The organism is Sphingobacterium sp. UBA5670, from assembly GCF_002420705.1.
Classification (GTDB): Bacteria; Bacteroidota; Bacteroidia; order Sphingobacteriales; family Sphingobacteriaceae; genus Sphingobacterium.
On the sequence record NZ_DIIM01000013.1, the window covers coordinates 36,202 to 55,276 of the forward strand.

General features: G+C 38.4%; 18 protein-coding genes and 2 tRNA genes. 13 read left to right on the forward strand and 7 right to left on the reverse strand.

The annotated features are described in order from the left end of the window. Window positions 1–35 precede the first annotated feature (35 nt). Entirely contained in the window at window positions 36–1,610 is a 1,575-nt protein-coding gene (atpA, locus tag B3C94_RS10950) for a F0F1 ATP synthase subunit alpha (protein WP_293903408.1), read from the forward strand. Between the two features lie 78 nt (window positions 1,611–1,688). Further along, a complete protein-coding gene (gene atpG, locus B3C94_RS10955; protein ID WP_293903411.1) occupies window positions 1,689–2,588 on the forward strand; it encodes an ATP synthase F1 subunit gamma in 900 nt (299 codons plus the stop codon). Window positions 2,589–2,657: 69 nt separating this feature from the next. Here atpG and B3C94_RS10960 read toward each other — a convergent pair whose 3' ends face one another. Then, entirely contained in the window at window positions 2,658–3,704 is a 1,047-nt protein-coding gene (locus B3C94_RS10960; RefSeq protein ID WP_293903414.1) for a 3-oxoacyl-ACP synthase III family protein, read from the reverse strand. Window positions 3,705–3,782: 78 nt separating this feature from the next. Here B3C94_RS10960 and B3C94_RS10965 point away from each other — a divergent pair, with 78 nt between their 5' ends. The 3 genes from B3C94_RS10965 to B3C94_RS10975 all read left to right on the forward strand — a co-directional run bounded on the left by B3C94_RS10965 (window position 3,783) and on the right by B3C94_RS10975 (window position 7,490). After that, complete coding sequence (locus B3C94_RS10965; protein WP_046671971.1) at window positions 3,783–4,064, forward strand: ATP-dependent Clp protease adaptor ClpS; 282 nt, start codon at window positions 3,783–3,785, stop codon at window positions 4,062–4,064. Between the two features lie 98 nt (window positions 4,065–4,162). Then, on the forward strand, window positions 4,163–6,613 hold the full coding sequence (locus tag B3C94_RS10970) for a TonB-dependent receptor domain-containing protein (RefSeq protein ID WP_293903419.1): 2,451 nt from the start codon (window positions 4,163–4,165) through the stop codon (window positions 6,611–6,613). A 67-nt stretch (window positions 6,614–6,680) separates the two neighbouring features. Then, on the forward strand, window positions 6,681–7,490 hold the full coding sequence (locus B3C94_RS10975; protein WP_083663849.1) for a 3-keto-disaccharide hydrolase: 810 nt from the start codon (window positions 6,681–6,683) through the stop codon (window positions 7,488–7,490). A gap of 32 nt (window positions 7,491–7,522) precedes the next feature. Here B3C94_RS10975 and B3C94_RS10980 read toward each other — a convergent pair whose 3' ends face one another. After that, window positions 7,523–8,227: a YjjG family noncanonical pyrimidine nucleotidase gene (locus B3C94_RS10980; protein ID WP_293903425.1), complete on the reverse strand. Its 705-nt coding sequence runs from the start codon at window positions 8,225–8,227 to the stop codon at window positions 7,523–7,525. Between the two features lie 211 nt (window positions 8,228–8,438). Here B3C94_RS10980 and B3C94_RS10985 point away from each other — a divergent pair, with 211 nt between their 5' ends. The 6 genes from B3C94_RS10985 (at window position 8,439) to B3C94_RS11010 (ending at window position 13,188) form a co-directional block, all read left to right on the forward strand. Beyond that, window positions 8,439–9,314, forward strand: coding sequence for a sensor histidine kinase (locus B3C94_RS10985; RefSeq protein WP_293903428.1), 876 nt, complete (start codon window positions 8,439–8,441; stop codon window positions 9,312–9,314). Then, on the forward strand, window positions 9,304–10,011 hold the full coding sequence (locus tag B3C94_RS10990) for a response regulator transcription factor (RefSeq protein ID WP_070563139.1): 708 nt from the start codon (window positions 9,304–9,306) through the stop codon (window positions 10,009–10,011). Before B3C94_RS10985 ends, B3C94_RS10990 begins: the two co-directional genes overlap by 11 nt. A gap of 10 nt (window positions 10,012–10,021) precedes the next feature. Continuing rightward, a complete protein-coding gene (locus B3C94_RS10995; protein ID WP_293903431.1) occupies window positions 10,022–10,540 on the forward strand; it encodes a hypothetical protein in 519 nt (172 codons plus the stop codon). Further along, the gene (hemE, locus tag B3C94_RS11000; RefSeq protein WP_293903434.1) at window positions 10,540–11,577 is read left to right on the forward strand and encodes a uroporphyrinogen decarboxylase; all 1,038 of its coding nucleotides are present in this window, start codon (window positions 10,540–10,542) and stop codon (window positions 11,575–11,577) included. The genes B3C94_RS10995 and hemE overlap by 1 nt, the downstream gene beginning before the upstream one ends. Before the next feature lie 175 nt (window positions 11,578–11,752). Continuing rightward, window positions 11,753–12,292, forward strand: a complete 540-nt coding sequence (locus B3C94_RS11005; protein ID WP_293903437.1) for a CopD family protein — start codon at window positions 11,753–11,755, stop codon at window positions 12,290–12,292. 77 nt (window positions 12,293–12,369) lie between these two features. After that, complete coding sequence (locus tag B3C94_RS11010) at window positions 12,370–13,188, forward strand: DUF4476 domain-containing protein (RefSeq protein WP_293903440.1); 819 nt, start codon at window positions 12,370–12,372, stop codon at window positions 13,186–13,188. A 20-nt stretch (window positions 13,189–13,208) separates the two neighbouring features. Here the strand turns inward: B3C94_RS11010 and B3C94_RS11015 are convergent, their stop codons facing one another. The 5 genes from B3C94_RS11015 to B3C94_RS11030 form a co-directional block, all read right to left on the reverse strand. Beyond that, a complete protein-coding gene (locus B3C94_RS11015; protein ID WP_293903443.1) occupies window positions 13,209–14,642 on the reverse strand; it encodes an NAD-dependent succinate-semialdehyde dehydrogenase in 1,434 nt (477 codons plus the stop codon). 72 nt (window positions 14,643–14,714) lie between these two features. After that, a complete protein-coding gene (locus B3C94_RS23540) occupies window positions 14,715–15,110 on the reverse strand; it encodes a thiol-disulfide oxidoreductase DCC family protein (RefSeq protein WP_414712663.1) in 396 nt (131 codons plus the stop codon). Between the two features lie 136 nt (window positions 15,111–15,246). Next, a complete protein-coding gene (locus B3C94_RS11020) occupies window positions 15,247–16,461 on the reverse strand; it encodes a bifunctional 3,4-dihydroxy-2-butanone-4-phosphate synthase/GTP cyclohydrolase II (protein ID WP_293903446.1) in 1,215 nt (404 codons plus the stop codon). 71 nt (window positions 16,462–16,532) lie between these two features. Continuing rightward, the gene (locus B3C94_RS11025) at window positions 16,533–18,017 is read right to left on the reverse strand and encodes an LptF/LptG family permease (protein WP_293903449.1); all 1,485 of its coding nucleotides are present in this window, start codon (window positions 18,015–18,017) and stop codon (window positions 16,533–16,535) included. 102 nt (window positions 18,018–18,119) lie between these two features. Further along, window positions 18,120–18,497, reverse strand: coding sequence for an START-like domain-containing protein (locus B3C94_RS11030; protein WP_070563117.1), 378 nt, complete (start codon window positions 18,495–18,497; stop codon window positions 18,120–18,122). Window positions 18,498–18,562: 65 nt separating this feature from the next. Between B3C94_RS11030 and B3C94_RS11035 the strand changes: the two genes are divergently transcribed. Together B3C94_RS11035 and B3C94_RS11040 are read left to right on the forward strand one after the other, a co-directional pair. After that, window positions 18,563–18,636: transfer RNA gene (locus B3C94_RS11035), tRNA-Met, on the forward strand. A gap of 293 nt (window positions 18,637–18,929) precedes the next feature. Next, window positions 18,930–19,003 (forward strand) — tRNA-Met (locus B3C94_RS11040). The last annotated feature ends 72 nt before the right edge of the window (window positions 19,004–19,075 follow it).

Below are 19,075 nucleotides of genomic sequence, written 5' to 3' on the forward strand. Positions count from 1 at the left end.
TAAAATAAATCAAAAAACCCCTTATAATAATTAAAATGATAGAGGTAAGACCAGATGAAGTTTCGGCAATTCTAAGAGAACAATTGTCGGGCTTTAAATCAGAAGCCGAACTAGAGGAAGTGGGTACCGTACTTGCTGTAGGTGACGGTATTGCTCGTATTTACGGCTTAACTAAAGTTCAGTCCGGTGAGTTGGTTGAATTTGATAACGGATTACAAGGTATTGTATTAAACTTAGAAGAAGACAACGTTGGTGTTGTACTTTTAGGTCCTTCTGATGAAATCAAAGAAGGAGATACTATTAAACGTACTAACCGTATTGCATCCATCAAAGTTGGTGAAGGCTTGTTGGGACGTGTTGTAAATACTTTAGGTCAGCCAATTGATGGTAAAGGACCTATTCAAGGCGATTTGTATGAAATGCCTATCGAGCGTAAAGCTCCGGGTGTTATCTACCGTCAACCGGTAACTGAGCCATTACAAACAGGTATCAAAGCGATCGATGCGATGATTCCAGTAGGTCGCGGCCAACGTGAGTTGGTTATTGGTGACCGTCAAACAGGTAAAACAGCTGTTTGTATCGATACAATCTTGAACCAAAAAGAATTCTATGATGCAGGACAACCTGTATTTTGTATCTACGTTGCCGTAGGTCAAAAGAATTCTACAGTTGCAAATATCGTACGTACATTGGAGGAAAGAGGTGCTATGGCTTATACAGTCGTTGTGGCTGCGTCTGCTGCTGATCCTGCTCCACTTCAATTCTACGCGCCAATGGCAGGTGCTGCTATCGGGGAGTTTTTCCGTGATACTGGTCGTCCGGCATTGATCGTTTATGATGATTTGTCTAAACAAGCTGTAGCTTACCGTGAGGTTTCTTTGTTATTGCGTCGTCCACCGGGCCGCGAAGCATACCCAGGTGACGTATTCTATCTACACAGCCGTTTGTTAGAGCGTGCAGCGAAAATCAACTCTTCAGATGAGATCGCGCGCAATATGAATGATTTACCTGAGTCAATCAAACATTTGGTAAAAGGTGGTGGTTCATTGACTGCTCTTCCGATCATCGAAACGCAAGCTGGTGACGTTTCTGCTTACATCCCTACAAACGTAATTTCAATTACAGATGGTCAGATCTTCTTGGAGTCTAACTTGTTTAACGCAGGTATCCGTCCAGCGATCAACGTAGGTATCTCTGTATCTCGTGTAGGTGGTAACGCACAGATCAAACCGATGAAAAAGGTATCTGGTACATTAAAGTTAGATCAAGCTCAGTACCGCGAATTGGAAGCTTTTGCGAAATTTGGTTCTGATCTAGATGCTGCTACGAAAGCTGTGTTGGATAAAGGTGTTCGTAACGTTGAGATCTTAAAACAAGGTCAATACTCTCCAGTTTCTGTAGAGAAACAAGTTGCGATCATTTATATCGGAACAAAAGGTTTATTGCGTAATGTTCCTGTAAACAAGGTGAGAGAATTTGAAGAAGAATTCTTGACTCAATTGGAACAACGTCATCCTGAAGTATTATCGGCTTTTAAAGCAGGTAAGTTCTCTGATGAGTTGACTGCAGTATTAGAAACAGTAGCTAAGGATTTAGCATCGAAATATTAATAGTAATGAGTATTTAGTATTGAGTCCTATTGACAAGGCTCAATACTCAATACTAGGTACTTAATACTTAAAACAAATATGGCAAATTTAAAAGAAGTAAGAAACCGGATTACCTCGGTATCATCAACACAGCAGATTACGAAAGCTATGAAAATGGTTTCGGCTGCTAAATTGAAGCGCGCTACCAACGCTATCTTACAATTGCGCCCATATGCGAATAAACTAAGAGATATTTTGGCGGATGTTTCTGCTAGTGTGGAGGGGAGTAATTCTCCTTTTACAGTAGACCGCGAGCCAAATAAGGTGTTGATTGTTGTCGTTTCTTCTAACAGAGGTTTGGCAGGAGCATTCAATGCAAATGTTATCAAAGCGACCAATAACTTGATCTTTAACAAATATGCTGAGCAACATGCAAAAGGTAATTTGAGTATCATTGGTATTGGTAAAAAGGGTTACGACTTCTATTCGAAACGTAACTTCAATGTGGTAGCTAATCACTCTGATTTGTTTTCGGATTTAAATTTTGGTTCTGTATCTGTGGTGACTGAATTTATCATGGAACAATTCAAAGAAGGTAATTTTGATCGTATTGAAGTGGTCTATAACCAGTTCAAAAATGCAGCAGTTCAAGAGTTGACTGCAGAGCAGATCTTACCATTATTACCTGCGGAGGAAAACAAACAACATACGCATAAAGCAAAAATAGAAGCTGAGGTGGATTATATCATCGAGCCTTCCAAAGAGAAGATTATCGAGGAACTGATTCCTAAAGCAATCAAGATTCAATTATACAAAGCTGTTTTAGACTCGAATGCTTCTGAGCATGGAGCCCGTATGACGGCAATGGATAAAGCTACAGAGAATGCGGGTGATTTATTGAAATCGCTAAAGCTCTCTTACAACCAAGCGCGTCAGGCTGCAATTACAACAGAATTGACAGAGATCGTATCCGGTGCAGCTGCTTTGTCAAATGGATAATTTTTGATTCGGAAGAACATACAAGAGGTGCTGATCATACGATTAGCACCTTTTTTTATTGGGGAGGTTCTACCATCGAATCAGGGCTGATCCCCAGGTGAACCCGGCACCGAAAGCCGCTAAGCAGACCAGGTCTCCTTCTTTAATCTTTCCTTCTTCCCAAGCTTCACATAAGGCGATAGGTATAGAGGCTGCAGTTGTGTTTCCATATTTTTGGATATTGTTGAATACTTGATCCTCTCTTAATCCAAGTGTTTTCTGTATAAATTGCGAAATGCGAAGATTGGCCTGATGTGGAATCAATAAATCGATATCGCTGGTTTTTAAATTATTTTTTGCTAGCGCTTCATGAATGACCTCCGGAAATTTGACAACAGCTTTTTTGAAGACCGCCTGTCCGTCCATATTTGGAAATGCAGTTCCGTCTTCGAGCATTTCTTTGGTCATTAATAGTCCTCCCAATTCCTGATCTGGCCAATCTGGCATTTTATCCAACCAAATTCCACTGGATGCTCCTGGGTAATACATGGCCAACTTTTCGGCGTCGGCTCCATCTGAATGTAAATGGGTACTCAGAATCCCTTTGCCATCTTCCGTTGTTGGTTGCACAACTACAGCTCCTGCTCCATCACCAAAAATAACGGAGACAGCACGGCCCCTGGTGGAAAAATCGAGTGCAAAGGAGTGTTTTTCGGATCCGACAACAAGCACATTTTTATACATGCCCGTTTTGACGAATTGATCTGCGATAGACAGGGCATATATGAAGCCAGAGCATTGGTTTCTAATATCCAGCGCTCCCACCTCTTTCATTCCCATTTCTCGTTGGAGCAAGACCGCGCAGCCCGGGAAGTAATAATCCGGAGATAAGGTTGCAAAGATGATAAAATCTACATCTTCATTTGTAATATGCGCGCGCTCAATGGCAATTTTAGCAGCTTCGACCCCCATCGTTGTGGTGGTTTCGCCGATTCGGTCTGCATATCGACGTTCCTTAATACCTGTCCGTTCCTGAATCCATTCGTCACTGGTATCCATAAAGCGTGTAAGGTCGTTATTGGTATATACGTTTTTTGGAACATAATAGCCAATTCCAGCAATTTTTGACTGTAACATAATAAATTCCGCTAATTGATTGTATTCTTCCCTTTTATATTATCGTTAATTTAGAAAAAAATATTCTATTTTTGCAGCATGGGTACCCAAACTGCTGAAGAAACCTTTACGTTAGAAGAGATATTAGCCTCTGTGAAAGAGTCTAATCGACTTATTTTGTGGAATGATGAAACCAATACATTTGAGCATGTGATTCATTGTCTCATCTATCATTTGCAATATACCGAGAAGCAAGCCGAAAAGATTGCCTGGAAGGTTCATACCGAAGGAAAATGCGCTGTATTGGAAGGGACCTATACAGAAATGGAAATCTATCGTAAGATCCTGAAAGCGGAAGGATTAACAGTCTCTGTGGAGTAATTTGCTATTCTTTTGTTACCGTAATAATATGGTTACGCTTCAATTTTGTCTATAAGTTTTAGTTTTCTTTGCACTATAACTATAAACTAAGCTGAAGCATGTTTTTTAACGCTAAATCGTTTAAATCTTTCTTATTTTTATTCTTTTTGCCTTTTGTTCTTTTTGCTCAAAAAGGCCAGATCAAAGCTATTGTAGTCGATAGCGAAACTTCTAAACCTATTTCTTCGGCCAGTGCAGCACTTTTGGATGCCAGCAATAACGCCTTTGTTAAAGGCGCTCAGTCCGTGGATCAAGGATTTCTTTTGTTATCTGATATCAAACCTGGTAAATATAATCTTCGTATCACTTATATCGGCTACGAGACACAAACTATCCAAGGTGTGGAGGTTGTCGGTACTAAAAGCAAAGATCTGGGTCGAATTGCTTTGAAATCTACAGGTAATTTACTGAATGAAGTTGTGATTGAGGCGAGAGCTCCGGCAATGCAAATCGGTATAGACCGTAAAACCTTCAACGTTGGGGAGAGCCTGGTCAGTGCCGGTGGGACAGCAACCGATGTGCTAGCAAATGTGCCCACTTTGCAGGTTGATCAGGACGGATCTGTCAGTTTGCGTGGATCAAGTAGTGTGAAGATCCTAATAGATGGGCGAGAATCAGCCCTTGCGGGGAGTGATGTTACTTCTTTGCTACAAAGTCTACCAGCTAATTCAATTGATAAAGTTGAGGTTATTACCAACCCTTCCTCTAAATATGACGCGGAAGGTCAGACAGGGATAATCAATATCGTTCTTAAGAAAAATGTGAGGACGGGATTAAATGGATCTGTAAATACTTCAGCTGGGTCTTATGATAATTATATGGCCGGATTGACTTTGAATTATCGAGACCGGAAGTTTAATTATTTTGGATCTTATAATTTCAACAAGCGCAATATGGTTGGAAGCGGCGCTGTGGATAATATATTTAAAAACAATAATAGCCAGATATCGAATAATTCTGAATCGTCGAGGAAAGGTAATAGTCATACAATAAAAGCGGGGGTGGACTATAATCTTTCTGATAAGACTTCATTGAGTCTTTCTGGTAATGTTAGCGTAAGGGATAATAATCGTGGAGAGGACTTGTGGTATCGTTATATTAATCACCCAACCTTATCTGGCACGAGTACGAGAACCTCTAGACAGGTTGAAGATGATTTGGGCTACGAGTTTACGATGGACTTTAGACATCAATTTAAAAGGTCTGGAGAGGAACTCACGGCCAATGCGAGTTATGGAAGGGATAAAGAAGATGGCACGAATGTTTTTTTACAGCAATTTGATTCTGGTACTCCTAGCACGGGCCGGAATAATGTGAGCTCAGAAGATGGAAAAAATATAAATATCCAGGCAGATTATGTTTTACCTTTCTCGGAAGATAGTAAGTTTGAGGCCGGTTATCGCTCTCAGATCAGGAAATCATTCGACACCCAGCTTTCAGATACCTTGGCTGTTGCCAGTGGGAAATATTTAACCGACTACGGTATCAGTAATGACTTTGATTTTACTTCTACTGTTCATGCCTTATATGCAAATTATCAGGGCAAACTGTCCGATAAGATCGGTTATCAAGTCGGTCTGCGTGCAGAGCAGTTTAACCTGAGTTCTACCTATTTTTCAAAAGATCCGGATGTGGTCGATAAGGAGACGAAAGCAAAACAAGATTTCTTTAGGTTATATCCTACCGTATTTTTGACTTATAATGTAGGTGAAGATGGGGATAAGATTCAATTGAGTTATTCTAGACGGGTACAGCGTGCGAGAGGCTGGCAAGTCAACCCATTTTTGAATGTGTCGGATGATATGAACAGACGGCAGGGAAATCCAAATCTTAAACCCGAGGACGTGCACGGATTTGAACTTAGTTTTGCAAAAACCTTTGGGAAGGTGAATTTGATTTCCTCCGCATATTTTAATCATACAAGTGAGGTGATGCAGCCTTATGTTTATTTTGTTGACACATTGAGTAGCGTAACCTATAGTAGATGGGAAAACCTGACAAGCAGAAATCTCTCCGGATTTGAATTTATTTCTAAAGTAAATGCAACAAAGGACTTTGATTTTACATTCAATCTTAATCTGATCAATATTAATTATAAAGCTAATGAGGCTTATAACGTTAAAGCATCCAATGGATTTGCCTACAATACCAATTTAACGGCTAATTATCGTTTCACGCCAACGTTCTCCGCTCAAGTTCGTGGCGAATATAATTCCTCCCGGGTGATGGCACAAGGAAAGATGAATGCAATGAAGGGTGTTGATATAGCTTTGAAAAAAGATGTGCTAAATAAGAAAGCGTCCATCATGTTTAATGTCAGGGATGTATTTAACACAAGAAAAATGCAGGGCTTTACCGAAACACCGCAATTAAGTTCTAATTTTGAGCATCGTTGGATGAAGAGAATGTTCACACTATCACTTTCTTACAGATTCGGTAGCCAAGATTTAAACAAATCAAAAAAGAAAGTGTCAAATACAAATGAAATGGGTGGAGGAGAGGAATATTAAAAAATATTCCTCTTTATAAGCCCAAATGCTTAAATTTAATTTTAAAACAAACCTAAAACTAAAAAGAATGAAGTTATTAAAAACAGTTCTTGCGGTATCGGTGATTGCTTTTTCAGCACATCTTAATACTGCCGTAGCGCAAGCGAAAAAAGAGGTTCCTGCTTACAAAATCTTAGATTTACCACGTGTAGATATCAAGAAATTTAAAAAGAATAAAGCCGGTGCTTATGTTATTTTTGATGGTACTTCTATGGAAGGATGGAGAGGTTACGACAAAACTGTAGTCCCAAAAAGATGGGTGATTAACGAAGGAGCGATCAAATTTGACAGCCAAGCCAATGTTGGTAAAGAAGAAGGTGGAGATTTGGTGTTTGCACATGATTTCAAGAATTTCGAATTGGAAATGGAGTGGAAAGTTGCTAAAGGGGCTAATTCAGGTATTTTCTTTTTAGCAAAAGAAGTTGAAGGACAACCGATTTATATCTCCTCTCCAGAATGTCAGGTTTTGGATAATGAAAATCATCCTGATGCTAAAATGGGGGTTGACGGAAACCGTAAATCCACTTCATTATACGACATGATACCTGCTAAGCCGCAAAACGGCAAACCTTATGGTGAGTGGAACAAAGTTAAGATCAGAGTAAATAATGGAAAGGTTGAACATTTTCAAAACGGTGTAAAAGTTGTTGAATATACTTTATGGGATAAGTCGTGGATTGATCTATTGCAAAAAAGTAAATTCAGCGAAGAGAAATGGCCATTGGCTTTTGAATTGTTGAGTCATGTTGGTGGCGATAGCAAATCAGGGCTTATCGGTCTTCAGGATCACGGAAACGATGTCTGGTTTAAGAATATTACCGTAAAGGTTCTAAAATAGAAAAAGCAGCTTTAAGCTGCTTTTTCTATTTTTTATAGTATCGATTGCAGTTCTTTTAAATCGATGATCATATGCGATACATCTGCTGGTTTTTCGACGATATTTGGATTAAAGAAAATGGCATCCATACCTACATTTGCAGCTCCACGGATGTCTGCATCAAGGTTATCTCCAATCATCAGTGATTGATGCGCCTGCGCTTGAGCAGTCGTCATAGCAAACTCAAATATTCGGGGATCGGGTTTGTTCACACCGATGACCTCTGAAATAAAAATATTTTTGAAATATTTTTTTAGGTTGCTCTTTTCCAGTTTGGTCTCACAAGCCTCTTTAAAGCCATTAGATATCAAGTGAAGATTGTATCTGTCACCTAAATACGTTAGCGTTTCATGTGCGTGAGGGAACAGGTTTGTTTTCTGGGGGCAGATAGCGAGATATTCCAGTTCAAATTCCTCAGGAAATAATTCAGGATCCACACCAAGTTCTGTAAATGTATCCGCAAACCGTGCTTTCCTTAATTCCGGTTTTGAGATCTTTCCATGATGATAGAGTCCCCAAAGTCGATGATTATTAACCGTATAAGTTTCTATAAAACGAGTGGATGAATCTTGGTTGAACAAGTGATCAAACTTGTATTTAAAATATAGCTCGTGCAGACTTTCTTCGGCATTTTTATCGAAATCCCATATTGTATGATCGAGGTCGAAGAAAATGTCTTTTTTCTCGTGATTAAACATATGCAAAATTAAAACAAATTAACCTAAAATTCCAAGTCAGTTGGGTTATCCAGTGATGAAATTAAAGGTCACTTTTAGCGATATCGCTTTTCCGATTGTTTATATGACTGTTTGATGATTTTAGTCTTATTGCGAATCGGTTAATTTTCTTCTTTGTGTCATAATCCTTCGGATATTTCCGAATACATGGGTGAATACCTATTTTTGTCACATGAAGAAAGCGCTGTTACTCTTTTATTTTCTATTGTTCTACGCGGTTATGCAACTGATATGGTGGGGAGTGATGTTTATTCGCTTTGATCCTAGTAAAAAGAACATGATTATAGGAGAAGGAATATTCTTTTTGATCATCTTTTTATGGGGAGCATGGCGCTTGAAGCGACTGGTTGAAAGAGAACAAAAATTATTACAGCAACAGCAGAATTTTCTTTTGGCTATTACACATGAACTGAAATCACCGTTGGCTTCTGTCAAATTATATATTCAAACGATTTTGAGACGCGATCTGGATAAGGAACAGCAGCAGACATTCTTGAGGAATTCACTAAAGGATATCGAACGTTTAGATGATTTAGTGGAAAATGTGTTGATGACCACCAAATTGGACAGCCGCAATTACAGTATGCCGAAAGAAGATTTTAATTTTACTTCTTTGGTAGAGCAGATCGTTGACAGGCTTCAAAAGAATTCTTGTAGTTCGCAAGTTTTGAAACCTTATTTGGAAGCGGATATTATTATTCATGCTGATAAGTTTGCGATAAGCAATGTAGTTACCAATCTAATTGAAAATGCTATTAAGTATTCACCGGCTTGTGCTATGGTGGATGTGAAATTATATACGGAGAATAATAAAATAATTTTTTCTGTTGCTGACCATGGTATCGGTATCAGTGATGAGGAGAAAAAACTTATCTTTAATAAGTTTTATCGCGTGGGTAGTGAAGCGACACGGAAAACCAAAGGTACAGGTTTGGGGTTATATATCGTGAAAACTGTGTTGCAGAAACACGACGCGACCATAAAAGTTAAAGATAACACTCCTAAAGGGAGTATTTTTGAAGTAACATTTGAAAGAAATGCAAAGTAAACAAAGAATATTACTTGTCGAAGATGAAGAACACTTGTTAGAAGCTATCAAGTTGAATCTCGAAATGGAAGGTTACCGTGTTACTACGGCTACCGACGGAAAAAAAGCATTAAAGGTATTCAAGGAAGAACGTTTCAACTTGGTGGTTTTAGATGTGATGATTCCGGAAATTGATGGATTCCAAGTTGCTGAAACTATTCGACTGCAAAACACTGAAGTTCCTATCATGTTTTTAACTGCGAAAAATAGCAGCGAGGATCGAATTACAGGTCTTAAAAAGGGAGCTGACGACTATTTGGTAAAACCTTTCAACTTGGAGGAACTGATCCTTCGTGTCGGAAATCTGGTGCGTCGTGGTATGAAACCGGACGATCTGAAGGAGTTAAATTCTTACCAAATCGGTGATAAAACGATCTATTTTAATTCTTATGAACTGCATCATGCGGATGGTACCATCACTTCTTTGACCAAGAAAGAAACGATGTTATTGAAGCTGTTGATTGAAAGGCGTAATGAGGCTGTATCGCGTGAGCAAATATTGGAGACCGTATGGAATTACGATGTTTATCCATCGACACGTACGATCGATAACTTTATCCTAACTTTCCGGAAATATTTCGAGCCAGATCAAAAACATCCTATCTATTTCCATTCTATCAGAGGTGTTGGTTATAAGTTTACCGACAATAACGCATAGGTAGAAAGAGATGATGACGATCAGGGCTAGAATAGCCGTTATTTTTATTGCTGCATTGTTTTTGGGCTATGGCTTATACCAAGGGCATTATCAAACTGCTGTGCTAATAGCAGGTGGAATTGGCTACTTGATTTGGAGTCATTTTAGAGAAGGGTCCGTTTTTTTGGCAACGCAGGCTTTCCATAGGCAAGATTATGAAAAGACAAAAAATTTGCTCGCTGAGATAAGGAATCCCGACGCACTTCGTAAAGGCAGACGCAATTTCTATGAATTTATGATGGGAAATATTGCGCTTAAAGAAGAACGTGTCGATGAGGCTGAATATCATTTTCAGCTAGCTTCGCGTCTGCCTTGGAAAAAAGATAATGAAAAGGGGATGGTTATGATTAATCTGGCAAATATAGCGTTGCGAAAGTTGGATTATGAAAGAGCGAGAGCTTATACAGATGTTGCCAATAAGTTACATCTGACGGCTAGACAGAACAGCATTATTACAAAAATAGAAAACGAAATTTCAAAACATTTATAGTGAGTACTACTTTACAAAACGACTTATTGATTAGAGCTGCATTTTCGCAGCAAACGGAAAGACCTCCTGTGTGGATGATGCGTCAAGCTGGACGCTTTATGAAGGAATATTGGGATATCAAGAATAAATATTCCTTTTTGGAGATGTGCAAAACACCAGAAATTGCTGCGGATGTCACTATGCTTCCGGTAGATTTGCTAGGCATTGATGCGGCTATTTTATTTTCTGATATTTTAGTCACAGCTGAAGCGATGGGAGGGGATCTGTCTTTTGAACAAGGCGTAGGCCCTCGTTTTTCTAATCCTGTTCGTTCTATAAAGGATGCAGAAGCTTTGTCCACCAACTGTTTGGATAAATTGCAGTATGTTGCTGATGCCATCAAAGTAATCCAGCAGCGTCTTGATAATCGTATTCCCCTAATCGGATTTGCAGGAGCTCCATTTACGATCTTGAGTTATTTGGTTGAAGGTGGATCTTCAAAAGATTTTAAGCTGACTAAGTTGATGTTGAATAATCAGCCTGAATTGGCGCATATGATTCTTCAAAAGATCGCCGATGTCACGGTTGAATATCTGAACATGCAGATTGCTGCTGGCGTAAATGCGATTCAATTATTTGATAGCTGGGCCTTGGCTCTATCATGGAATGATTACCGTGATTTTTCGCATTATTATAATAAGCAGATTATCGCTAAGTTAAATCGTAAGGATATTCCAGTCATTTCCTTTTGCAAAGGATCGTCTGTTTTTGCACCTATGATGGTCGAAGCACAACCTGATGTTGTTTCTATTGATTGGAATGCAGATTTAAAAAACATGAAACAATCTCTACCACAAGGTATTGCTGTCCAAGGGAATTTGGATCCATTTGTTCTTTACGCCGATAAATCTGTTATCAAAAAGAAAATCATAGACTTATTTGAACGCATGAGAGGCGAAAATGGCTTTATTTTCAACTTGGGCCATGGTATTATGCCAGATATTCCTTTTGATAATGTAAAATATGCCATTGAGGTAGTGAAAGAGTTTCGCTATTAGTTTTGCGTATTATTTAATAACAAAGGACTTGCTTGTGCAAGTCCTTTGTTATTTTAAGTCAGTTATTTCTTTATTCAAGAATACGACATTTCAATTTTTGTATATTGGATGTAAGATTTATGCAATTGGCAATTGAAGATATTGATTACTATTAACTTTTCTTATTTTTGTAACTATGGTCTATTTGTATGCGAAAGCGGTTCATATTATCTTTGTAGTTTGTTGGATGGCTGGATTGTTTTATATTGTACGACTATTCATCTACCATACAGAAGCGAAATCTAAGTCAGTTGAAGAATATGGGATTTTGCATAGACAATTTACTTTAATGGAAAGTAAACTGTGGTGGATTATCACAACGCCCGCCATGTACCTCACTATTGTAGCAGCTCTTGTGATGCTCTATCTTAATCCTGGTTTGCTGACGATGGGCTGGATGCATGTTAAGCTTACATTCGTCTTAGGATTAATTCTTTATCATTTTTCCTGTCAGCGGATCATGTTTCAATTACAAAGTGAGTCGTCCAACTGGTCTTCAACGAAATTAAGACTTTGGAACGAACTTGCCACAGTTTTATTATTTGCAATTGTATTTACAGTTGTTCTAAAATCAGCCCTAAATTGGATATTTGGTGTTTTAGGACTTTTAATCTTATCTATTGCTCTGATGATGGCTGTAAAACTTTATAAGAAGTTCAGGAACAAGAGTGCCTAGTGCCAAATATTAAATTCTCTGTTTTCTTAATCCTTTTATATTCTTTGTAGTCGAACGAATATAAATTGAAGAGGATTATGTACAGAAAAATTTTGGTTATGGTCTTGTTGCTTGTCGTGGCAACAGCTGGATTTGCACAGCGGTATAGACCGGTCGGCGGAGCTCTAAATATCTATTCTACAGATGCTCCTTTTTTTCTTTATATCAATAACGTTTTGTACAATAATAGAGCTTCAACGGATCTCCGTGTGGCTAATTTGACAAGTCCACGTTATGATTTACAGATTGTTTTTGCTGACCGTCAGCGGCGTACACTTAATGGGAGCGGTGTTCAACTTGTTAATCGAAATGGGCAATATATGGATGTTGTGTTTTCTGTCAGTAGTAGACGTGGAAATAGAGGAATTATTTTAGAATCTATGAATCCTATCGGACGTTATAATAAGGACAATTACCGAGGAGATTTACCTTATAATAACCGGGATGGATATGATAACGGACAGGAGATCGACGATGAATATCGACCATCAGGAGATCGGGAGATTTATCGCGACCGCGCAGAAAACGACAGCGGATATTCAGAGAATGAGGATAATAATCAATTTGACAGTAATCGGATGGATAAAACAGATTCCAATCGATTGAACGATCTGTTGAATCAGAAAGAAAATGATCAAGATCGACTCGCAATAGCCGCTCAAGAGTTAAAAGATATGCGGCTTCGTGTTTCCGAAATTGTCGATTTAATGGAACTTTTTATAAGGGATGATAATAAGCTCACTTTCGCTAAATATGCTTATCCGGCTTGTGTGGATAAACAAAACTATCAGAAAGTAGGGGATGCCTTATCTTTTAGTTCAACACGGGAAAAATTAATGGATTTTCTAAAAAAATAAAAGGAGCATTCGCTCCTTTTTTATTCTCCACCGAAGCAGAGATATTTTAATTCCATATATTCATCCAAGCCATGTTTAGATCCCTCTCGACCGACTCCCGATTGTTTTACTCCGCCAAAAGGTGCGGCTGCGTTTGAGATAAGGCCTGTATTGACACCTACCATACCAGCTTCAAGTTGTTCTGCGACCCGAAAACAGCGATTGATATTTGTACTATAAAAATAGGAAGCTAGACCAAATTCAGTATTGTTAGCCATTGCTATTCCATCTTCTTCTGTTTTGAAGCTGAAAAGGGCACAGATTGGACCAAAGGTCTCTTCCCGGAATATAAGTGCTTCTTTCGGAATGTTGGTCAGAACAGTAGGCTGGAAGAACAGATCTTTGATTACCTCGCCCCCTGTAGCCAATTCTGCGCCGTGATTTAAGGCATCTTGGACATGATGCTGTACTTTTTCTAAACCTTTTGCATTGATGAGTGGACCGACCTGAACACCTTTATCAAGCCCATTGCCAACTTTCAGTTTACTAACGGCCTGTGTAAGTTTCAGCGCAAACTCATCATAAACATCTTCTTGAACTAGAAATCTATTAATAGATACACATGTCTGTCCAGAGTTTCTAAACTTGCCGGCGAGGGCACCTTCTACGGCAGCATCAATATCGGCATCATTAAAAACTAGAAATGGGGCATTACCACCGAGCTCCATAGATACTTTTTTGATGTTTGAGGCTGACTGTTCAATAAGTGTTTTCCCTACTTCGGTGGAGCCTGTAAAGGATAATTTTCTGACTAGATCATTCGTTGCTAGTTCCTTTCCGATACCAGCGCTGTCTTTTCCCGTAATGACATTAAATACACCCTTAGGTAGGCCTGCATCTTCCGCTAATTTGGCTAATGCAATAGCAGAAAATGGGGTTTGGGAGGCTGGTTTTAGCACAACAGTACAACCTGCGACCAATGCTGGAGCTACTTTTCTGGTAATCATTGCTAAAGGGAAATTCCACGGCGTGATAGCAGCTACGACACCAACGCCTTGTCTAATGGTCAGCATTCTATTTTCCTTTTTAAGAGCAGGTATCGTTTCTCCATAGGCTCTTTTTCCTTCCTCCGAAAACCATTCTACGAAGGAACTGCCGTAGTCAACCTCAACTTTAGATTCGTTCAAAGGCTTACCGCTTTCTAAGGTCATGATCTCTGCTAGATCATCTTTATGCTGTTGAATAAGATCGTACCATTTACGAACGATGTTACAACGTTCCGTTACCGTTATGTTTTTCCAGCTTCTCCAAGCTTTGTCCGCAGCAATTATAGCCTTCGTGCAATCAACTACTTTTAGATCGGGCAACGAAGCAATAACTTTTCCTGTCGCAGGATTTACCACGTCAAAAGTATGTTTTGATATAATAAATTTCCCATTGATATAGGCGCTGTCAATTAAAAGTGAATTTTTCATCGATGTAAATTTAATGGTCACAAATAAAATTTAAAGTTTGCTAAATTTCACCTTCATATAATTGTTGCCTGATTAAATGAATCTTTGTCGCTCAATCTTCGTCGGTATGGTACAACATTCATTCTTTCCAAACCATCGATAACGGTTTTTGGCAAAGTAATCATAAAGTGCATCTCTCCACTTAAGCGGTAAGATATTAAACAAATAGCATGCATTGTAAGGAAACCCCAATTGTTTACAAATCTTGAGAACAGCTTCACTTTTAATATAGCTGCCTGTTGGAGATAAGTAAACGATGGAGTCTATGTTTTTGGGAATATTTGCTAGCGCAGTCTGCGCTAATTCAGATTGCAGGGAACTAAATAAGAATTTCTTTTTGCGATCTATCCTTAATAGTATTTGAACAAAGCGATTACAAATCAAGCAATCACCATCGAAAAAGATGATATGTTTCCCTTGTTGTTCCATAGTATAAAGTTACTTTTATTTATGGAAAGTACTGCCATTGCAAGATCATAAAAAGAAGGTTACTATGAAGGAAGGTTGTTGAGCTATAGTCCAAAGAAAAAGCGATGTTTTTTAACACCGCTTTTTCTGAACTTTTTTATAGATTTTTCATGATCGTATGCCCCATACGATCCCGTTTAGTTTTTAAATATTCTTCGTTAAAGGGGTTTGCAGTTATTTCAATGGGCACATTTTCTACGATTTCAAGACCATAGCCTACTAAACCAGCTCGTTTTGTTGGGTTATTTGACATCAGGCGCATCTTGGTGACGCCAAGATTTCTAAGAATCTGGGCTCCTACACCGTAATCTCTTAAATCTGCCTTAAATCCTAATTGCACATTGGCATCTACCGTATCCAAGCCATTTTCTTGTAATTTGTAAGCATGTAGCTTATTGATCAGTCCGATGCCGCGACCTTCTTGATTCATATAGACAATGATACCTTTGCCTTCTAGCTGGATCATTTCCATTGCTTTGTGCAATTGAGGTCCACAGTCACAACGGCAAGAACCAAAAATATCACCCGTAACACAAGAGCTGTGCACTCGTACTAAAATAGGTTCATCTTCATTCCACTCGCCTTTATAAAGCGCCAAATGTTGTTCACCAGTATCCTTTTGTGTAAAGGCTTTCATTTTAAAATCGCCATATTGGGTAGGCATATTAACAGTAACTTCTTCATTAATTAAAGAATCGTGTTTAAGCCGGTATTCAATAAGATCTTCAATACTAACGATCTTTAAATCAAATTTCTTAGCAACTTCCATGAGTTCTGGAAGTCTGGCCATTTCACCATCTTCTTTTAGAATCTCAACCAATACACCAGCAGGTTCAAAACCAGCTAATCGAGCAAGGTCAACAGTCGCTTCGGTATGTCCTGTGCGACGTAATACACCGCCATCTTTTGCGATTAGTGGGAAAATATGTCCTGGTCTTCCTAATTCTTCATAATGAATATTAGGATCGATCATTGCTTTAATTGTTTTTGAACGATCTGATGCTGAAATTCCAGTTGTACAGCCATATCCTTGCAGGTCAATGGAAACCGTAAAGTTAGTCTCATATACCGCGGTATTTTGCCCAACCATTAAATCGAGGTGTAAAGCCTCAGCTCTTTCTTTTGTAATTGGGGCACATACTAATCCACGGCCGTGGGTTGCCATAAAGTTTATGATTTCGGGAGTAGCATTGCGGGCAGCAGTGACAAAATCTCCTTCATTTTCGCGATCTTCGTCATCCACGACGATTACTACTTTTCCTGCTTGTATATCAGCGATCGCTTCTTCGATCGTGTTTAATTTGAAATCCATTTATTGATATATTGTAATTGGTACAAAGTTAGTGTAGAATCTAAATTTATTTATAATAGCGTTGTCACAATCTAATGTGATTCCTTTAATTTATTCTTTTTTCCAAACTTTTCTTTCACCCATTTCCATGCAGCCTCTGCCTTTAATTTATATTGATCAATGTCAAATAAAGCAGAATCTGTAGTCGACTTGTACGTCAAAAATGCGGCAAGGGGTGTCAAGACAATAATTGCCATCCACATGCCGACGGCTGATGATATGGCGCCATCTTTAGCCGTTTTTTCTGCTACTGTCGAGATAATGTGATAGATCAAAAAGAAAATAATAGCCATAACAACAGGAAGACCGAGGCCGCCCTTTCTGATGATGGCTCCTAGCGGTGCTCCGATAGCAAATAATAAAAGACAGGAGACAGCCAGGGTAAATTTGCGATGCCATTCAATACGATAGCGAATATCTTTCGATTTGTAATCTTTAAACTCAAGTGTACGGCCATTTAAATCTTCTTTTAAATAATTAAGCTGGTTTAACGCATTCATCGTGATCTGCGAACGCTGCTCCTGAGGTACAAGATCTGTGAGCAAATTTTTAAAAGGCTTGATTTTAGCTTCTTTGACTTTTGGCTGTCCGGGTTGATTGGCACTAAAATATTTCGAATAGATATTATATCGGGTGTCTAACGTACGTGTAATTGCTTTGCCCATACTGTCGATTTTGATATGGTTGGAGTCGATGTACATATCCAACTGTTTCAAATTTAACATGGCATGGTGGCTTTTGAAAAGATTTTCATCTGTTTTGCCCTGTTGGAAACTTCCCATATCAAACTTTTGTTCTGTTTCCTTGAACTTAAATCGGGTAAATTGCTGGCGTGGGTCGTAGGTTTTGGAGTTTTTTGTCCGAGCTTCCTCATAACGTATACCATCCTTAAGCTTTAGGATCATATAATTGTTGTCTGGGGAGTTATAGATATATCCCTCTTTAGCTATAAGCACATTATTGGCTGTATTGCCACCACGATGATCATAGATCATCAAGTCATAAAGAATCGTTCCTTCTTTGTTTTTCCCTCTGGCGCGAATGGAGTAGCCAGGGATAGTATTATTAAAGATTCCGGGTTTAATCAGAAAATCCGCCTTTTTATTTCGGACATCTGTAAGTAAGGTTCCCATTTTCAAATTCACGACGGGAAGGATATAGTCGGAGAATAAGAAAGAACTTGTTGCGAAGATGGCTACGAGAACAAATAGAGGAGTCATCGCTTTGCGCAGAGAAACACCAGCCGCCTTGATCGCCACCAATTCATAGCTTTCACCAAGATTTCCGAAAGTCATAATGGAAGAGAGAAGCATGGATAAAGGCATTGCCATTTGAATTTGAACAACGCACTGATAACCAATTAACTCCATGATTGTATACCATTCAAATCCTTTTCCAATCAAATCATCAATGTATTTGAATAGGAAAAGCATTAATAAGACAAACATCACAATAAAGAATGTGACAATGAATGGTTTTATGAAAGCTTGAAGAATAAGTAAATGAACTTTTTTCATCCGTGACGCAAAGCAAATTGATGCCTTTACATTAAAGCATCTTCCAGCGAAGGAACCCTTATAGGAGCCCTTCCTGGAAATATATTGCAAAGATAGGCTTTTTTATGCACCTATAACACTTTGAAGATAGACTATTGAATTTTTCCAAATTAATTTTCTATTTTCAAGGTCTTCTTCTTTAGCGTAATCTGTTATTTTAAGAGCAACATCATTCGTTAGCTCGTCCTGATCGATCTCCAGATCGAAATAATAGGGATCATCATCGAGCCATTTAAAGCGTACAGATTTGTTTTCTTTCGATGCCACAATTTTTGCTCGGTGAGGTTCATCATCCCAAATGAAAGTATAAACGGTGTCTTTATAGTTTACATCATCTGCAAACCATTGCGCCAATTCGTTTGGTTCTTGCAAATACGGAAATAAAATTCTAGGTGAAGAGTTGATGATATATTCTAGTTGGAATTTTATTTTATCTGCCATAAAAATGTTTTTTTAAATTTTAGTTTGTTTAAATCAAAAATAAGCTATATTTGCATTCCCAAAATGGCGGGGTAGCTCAGATGGTTAGAGCGTTGGATTCATAACCCAAAGGTCGGCAGTTCGATTCTGCTCCCCGCTACAAATCTCTTCCAAAATTGCTTTTTATTGCATCAACTTATTATTTGTAATAATACATATTTATTTTGTTATTGCAAGTTTTTTTATAAAAAGTTGCCCCTGTTTTTTGATAAAGATGTTGTTTTTAGGACTATCAATTTTTTCAATGTCAGTTTCTATTTTTCAATAATAAATTTATTGAGTTAAAAATGAGTTTGTTGTGTTTAATACGAGTTTTAAATAGGTAAGAATTGATAAAAAAATAAAAAAATCTTTTGAATTGACGCATGAAGTGGTATATTTGCATACCGAAACGGCGGGGTAGCTCAGATGGTTAGAGCGTTGGATTCATAACCCAAAGGTCGGCAGTTCGATTCTGCTCCCCGCTACTAAAAGCATCAGTCTGTTAAGATTGATGCTTTTTTTATGATTGAATGTATTTCCCTGTTATCACAATACCC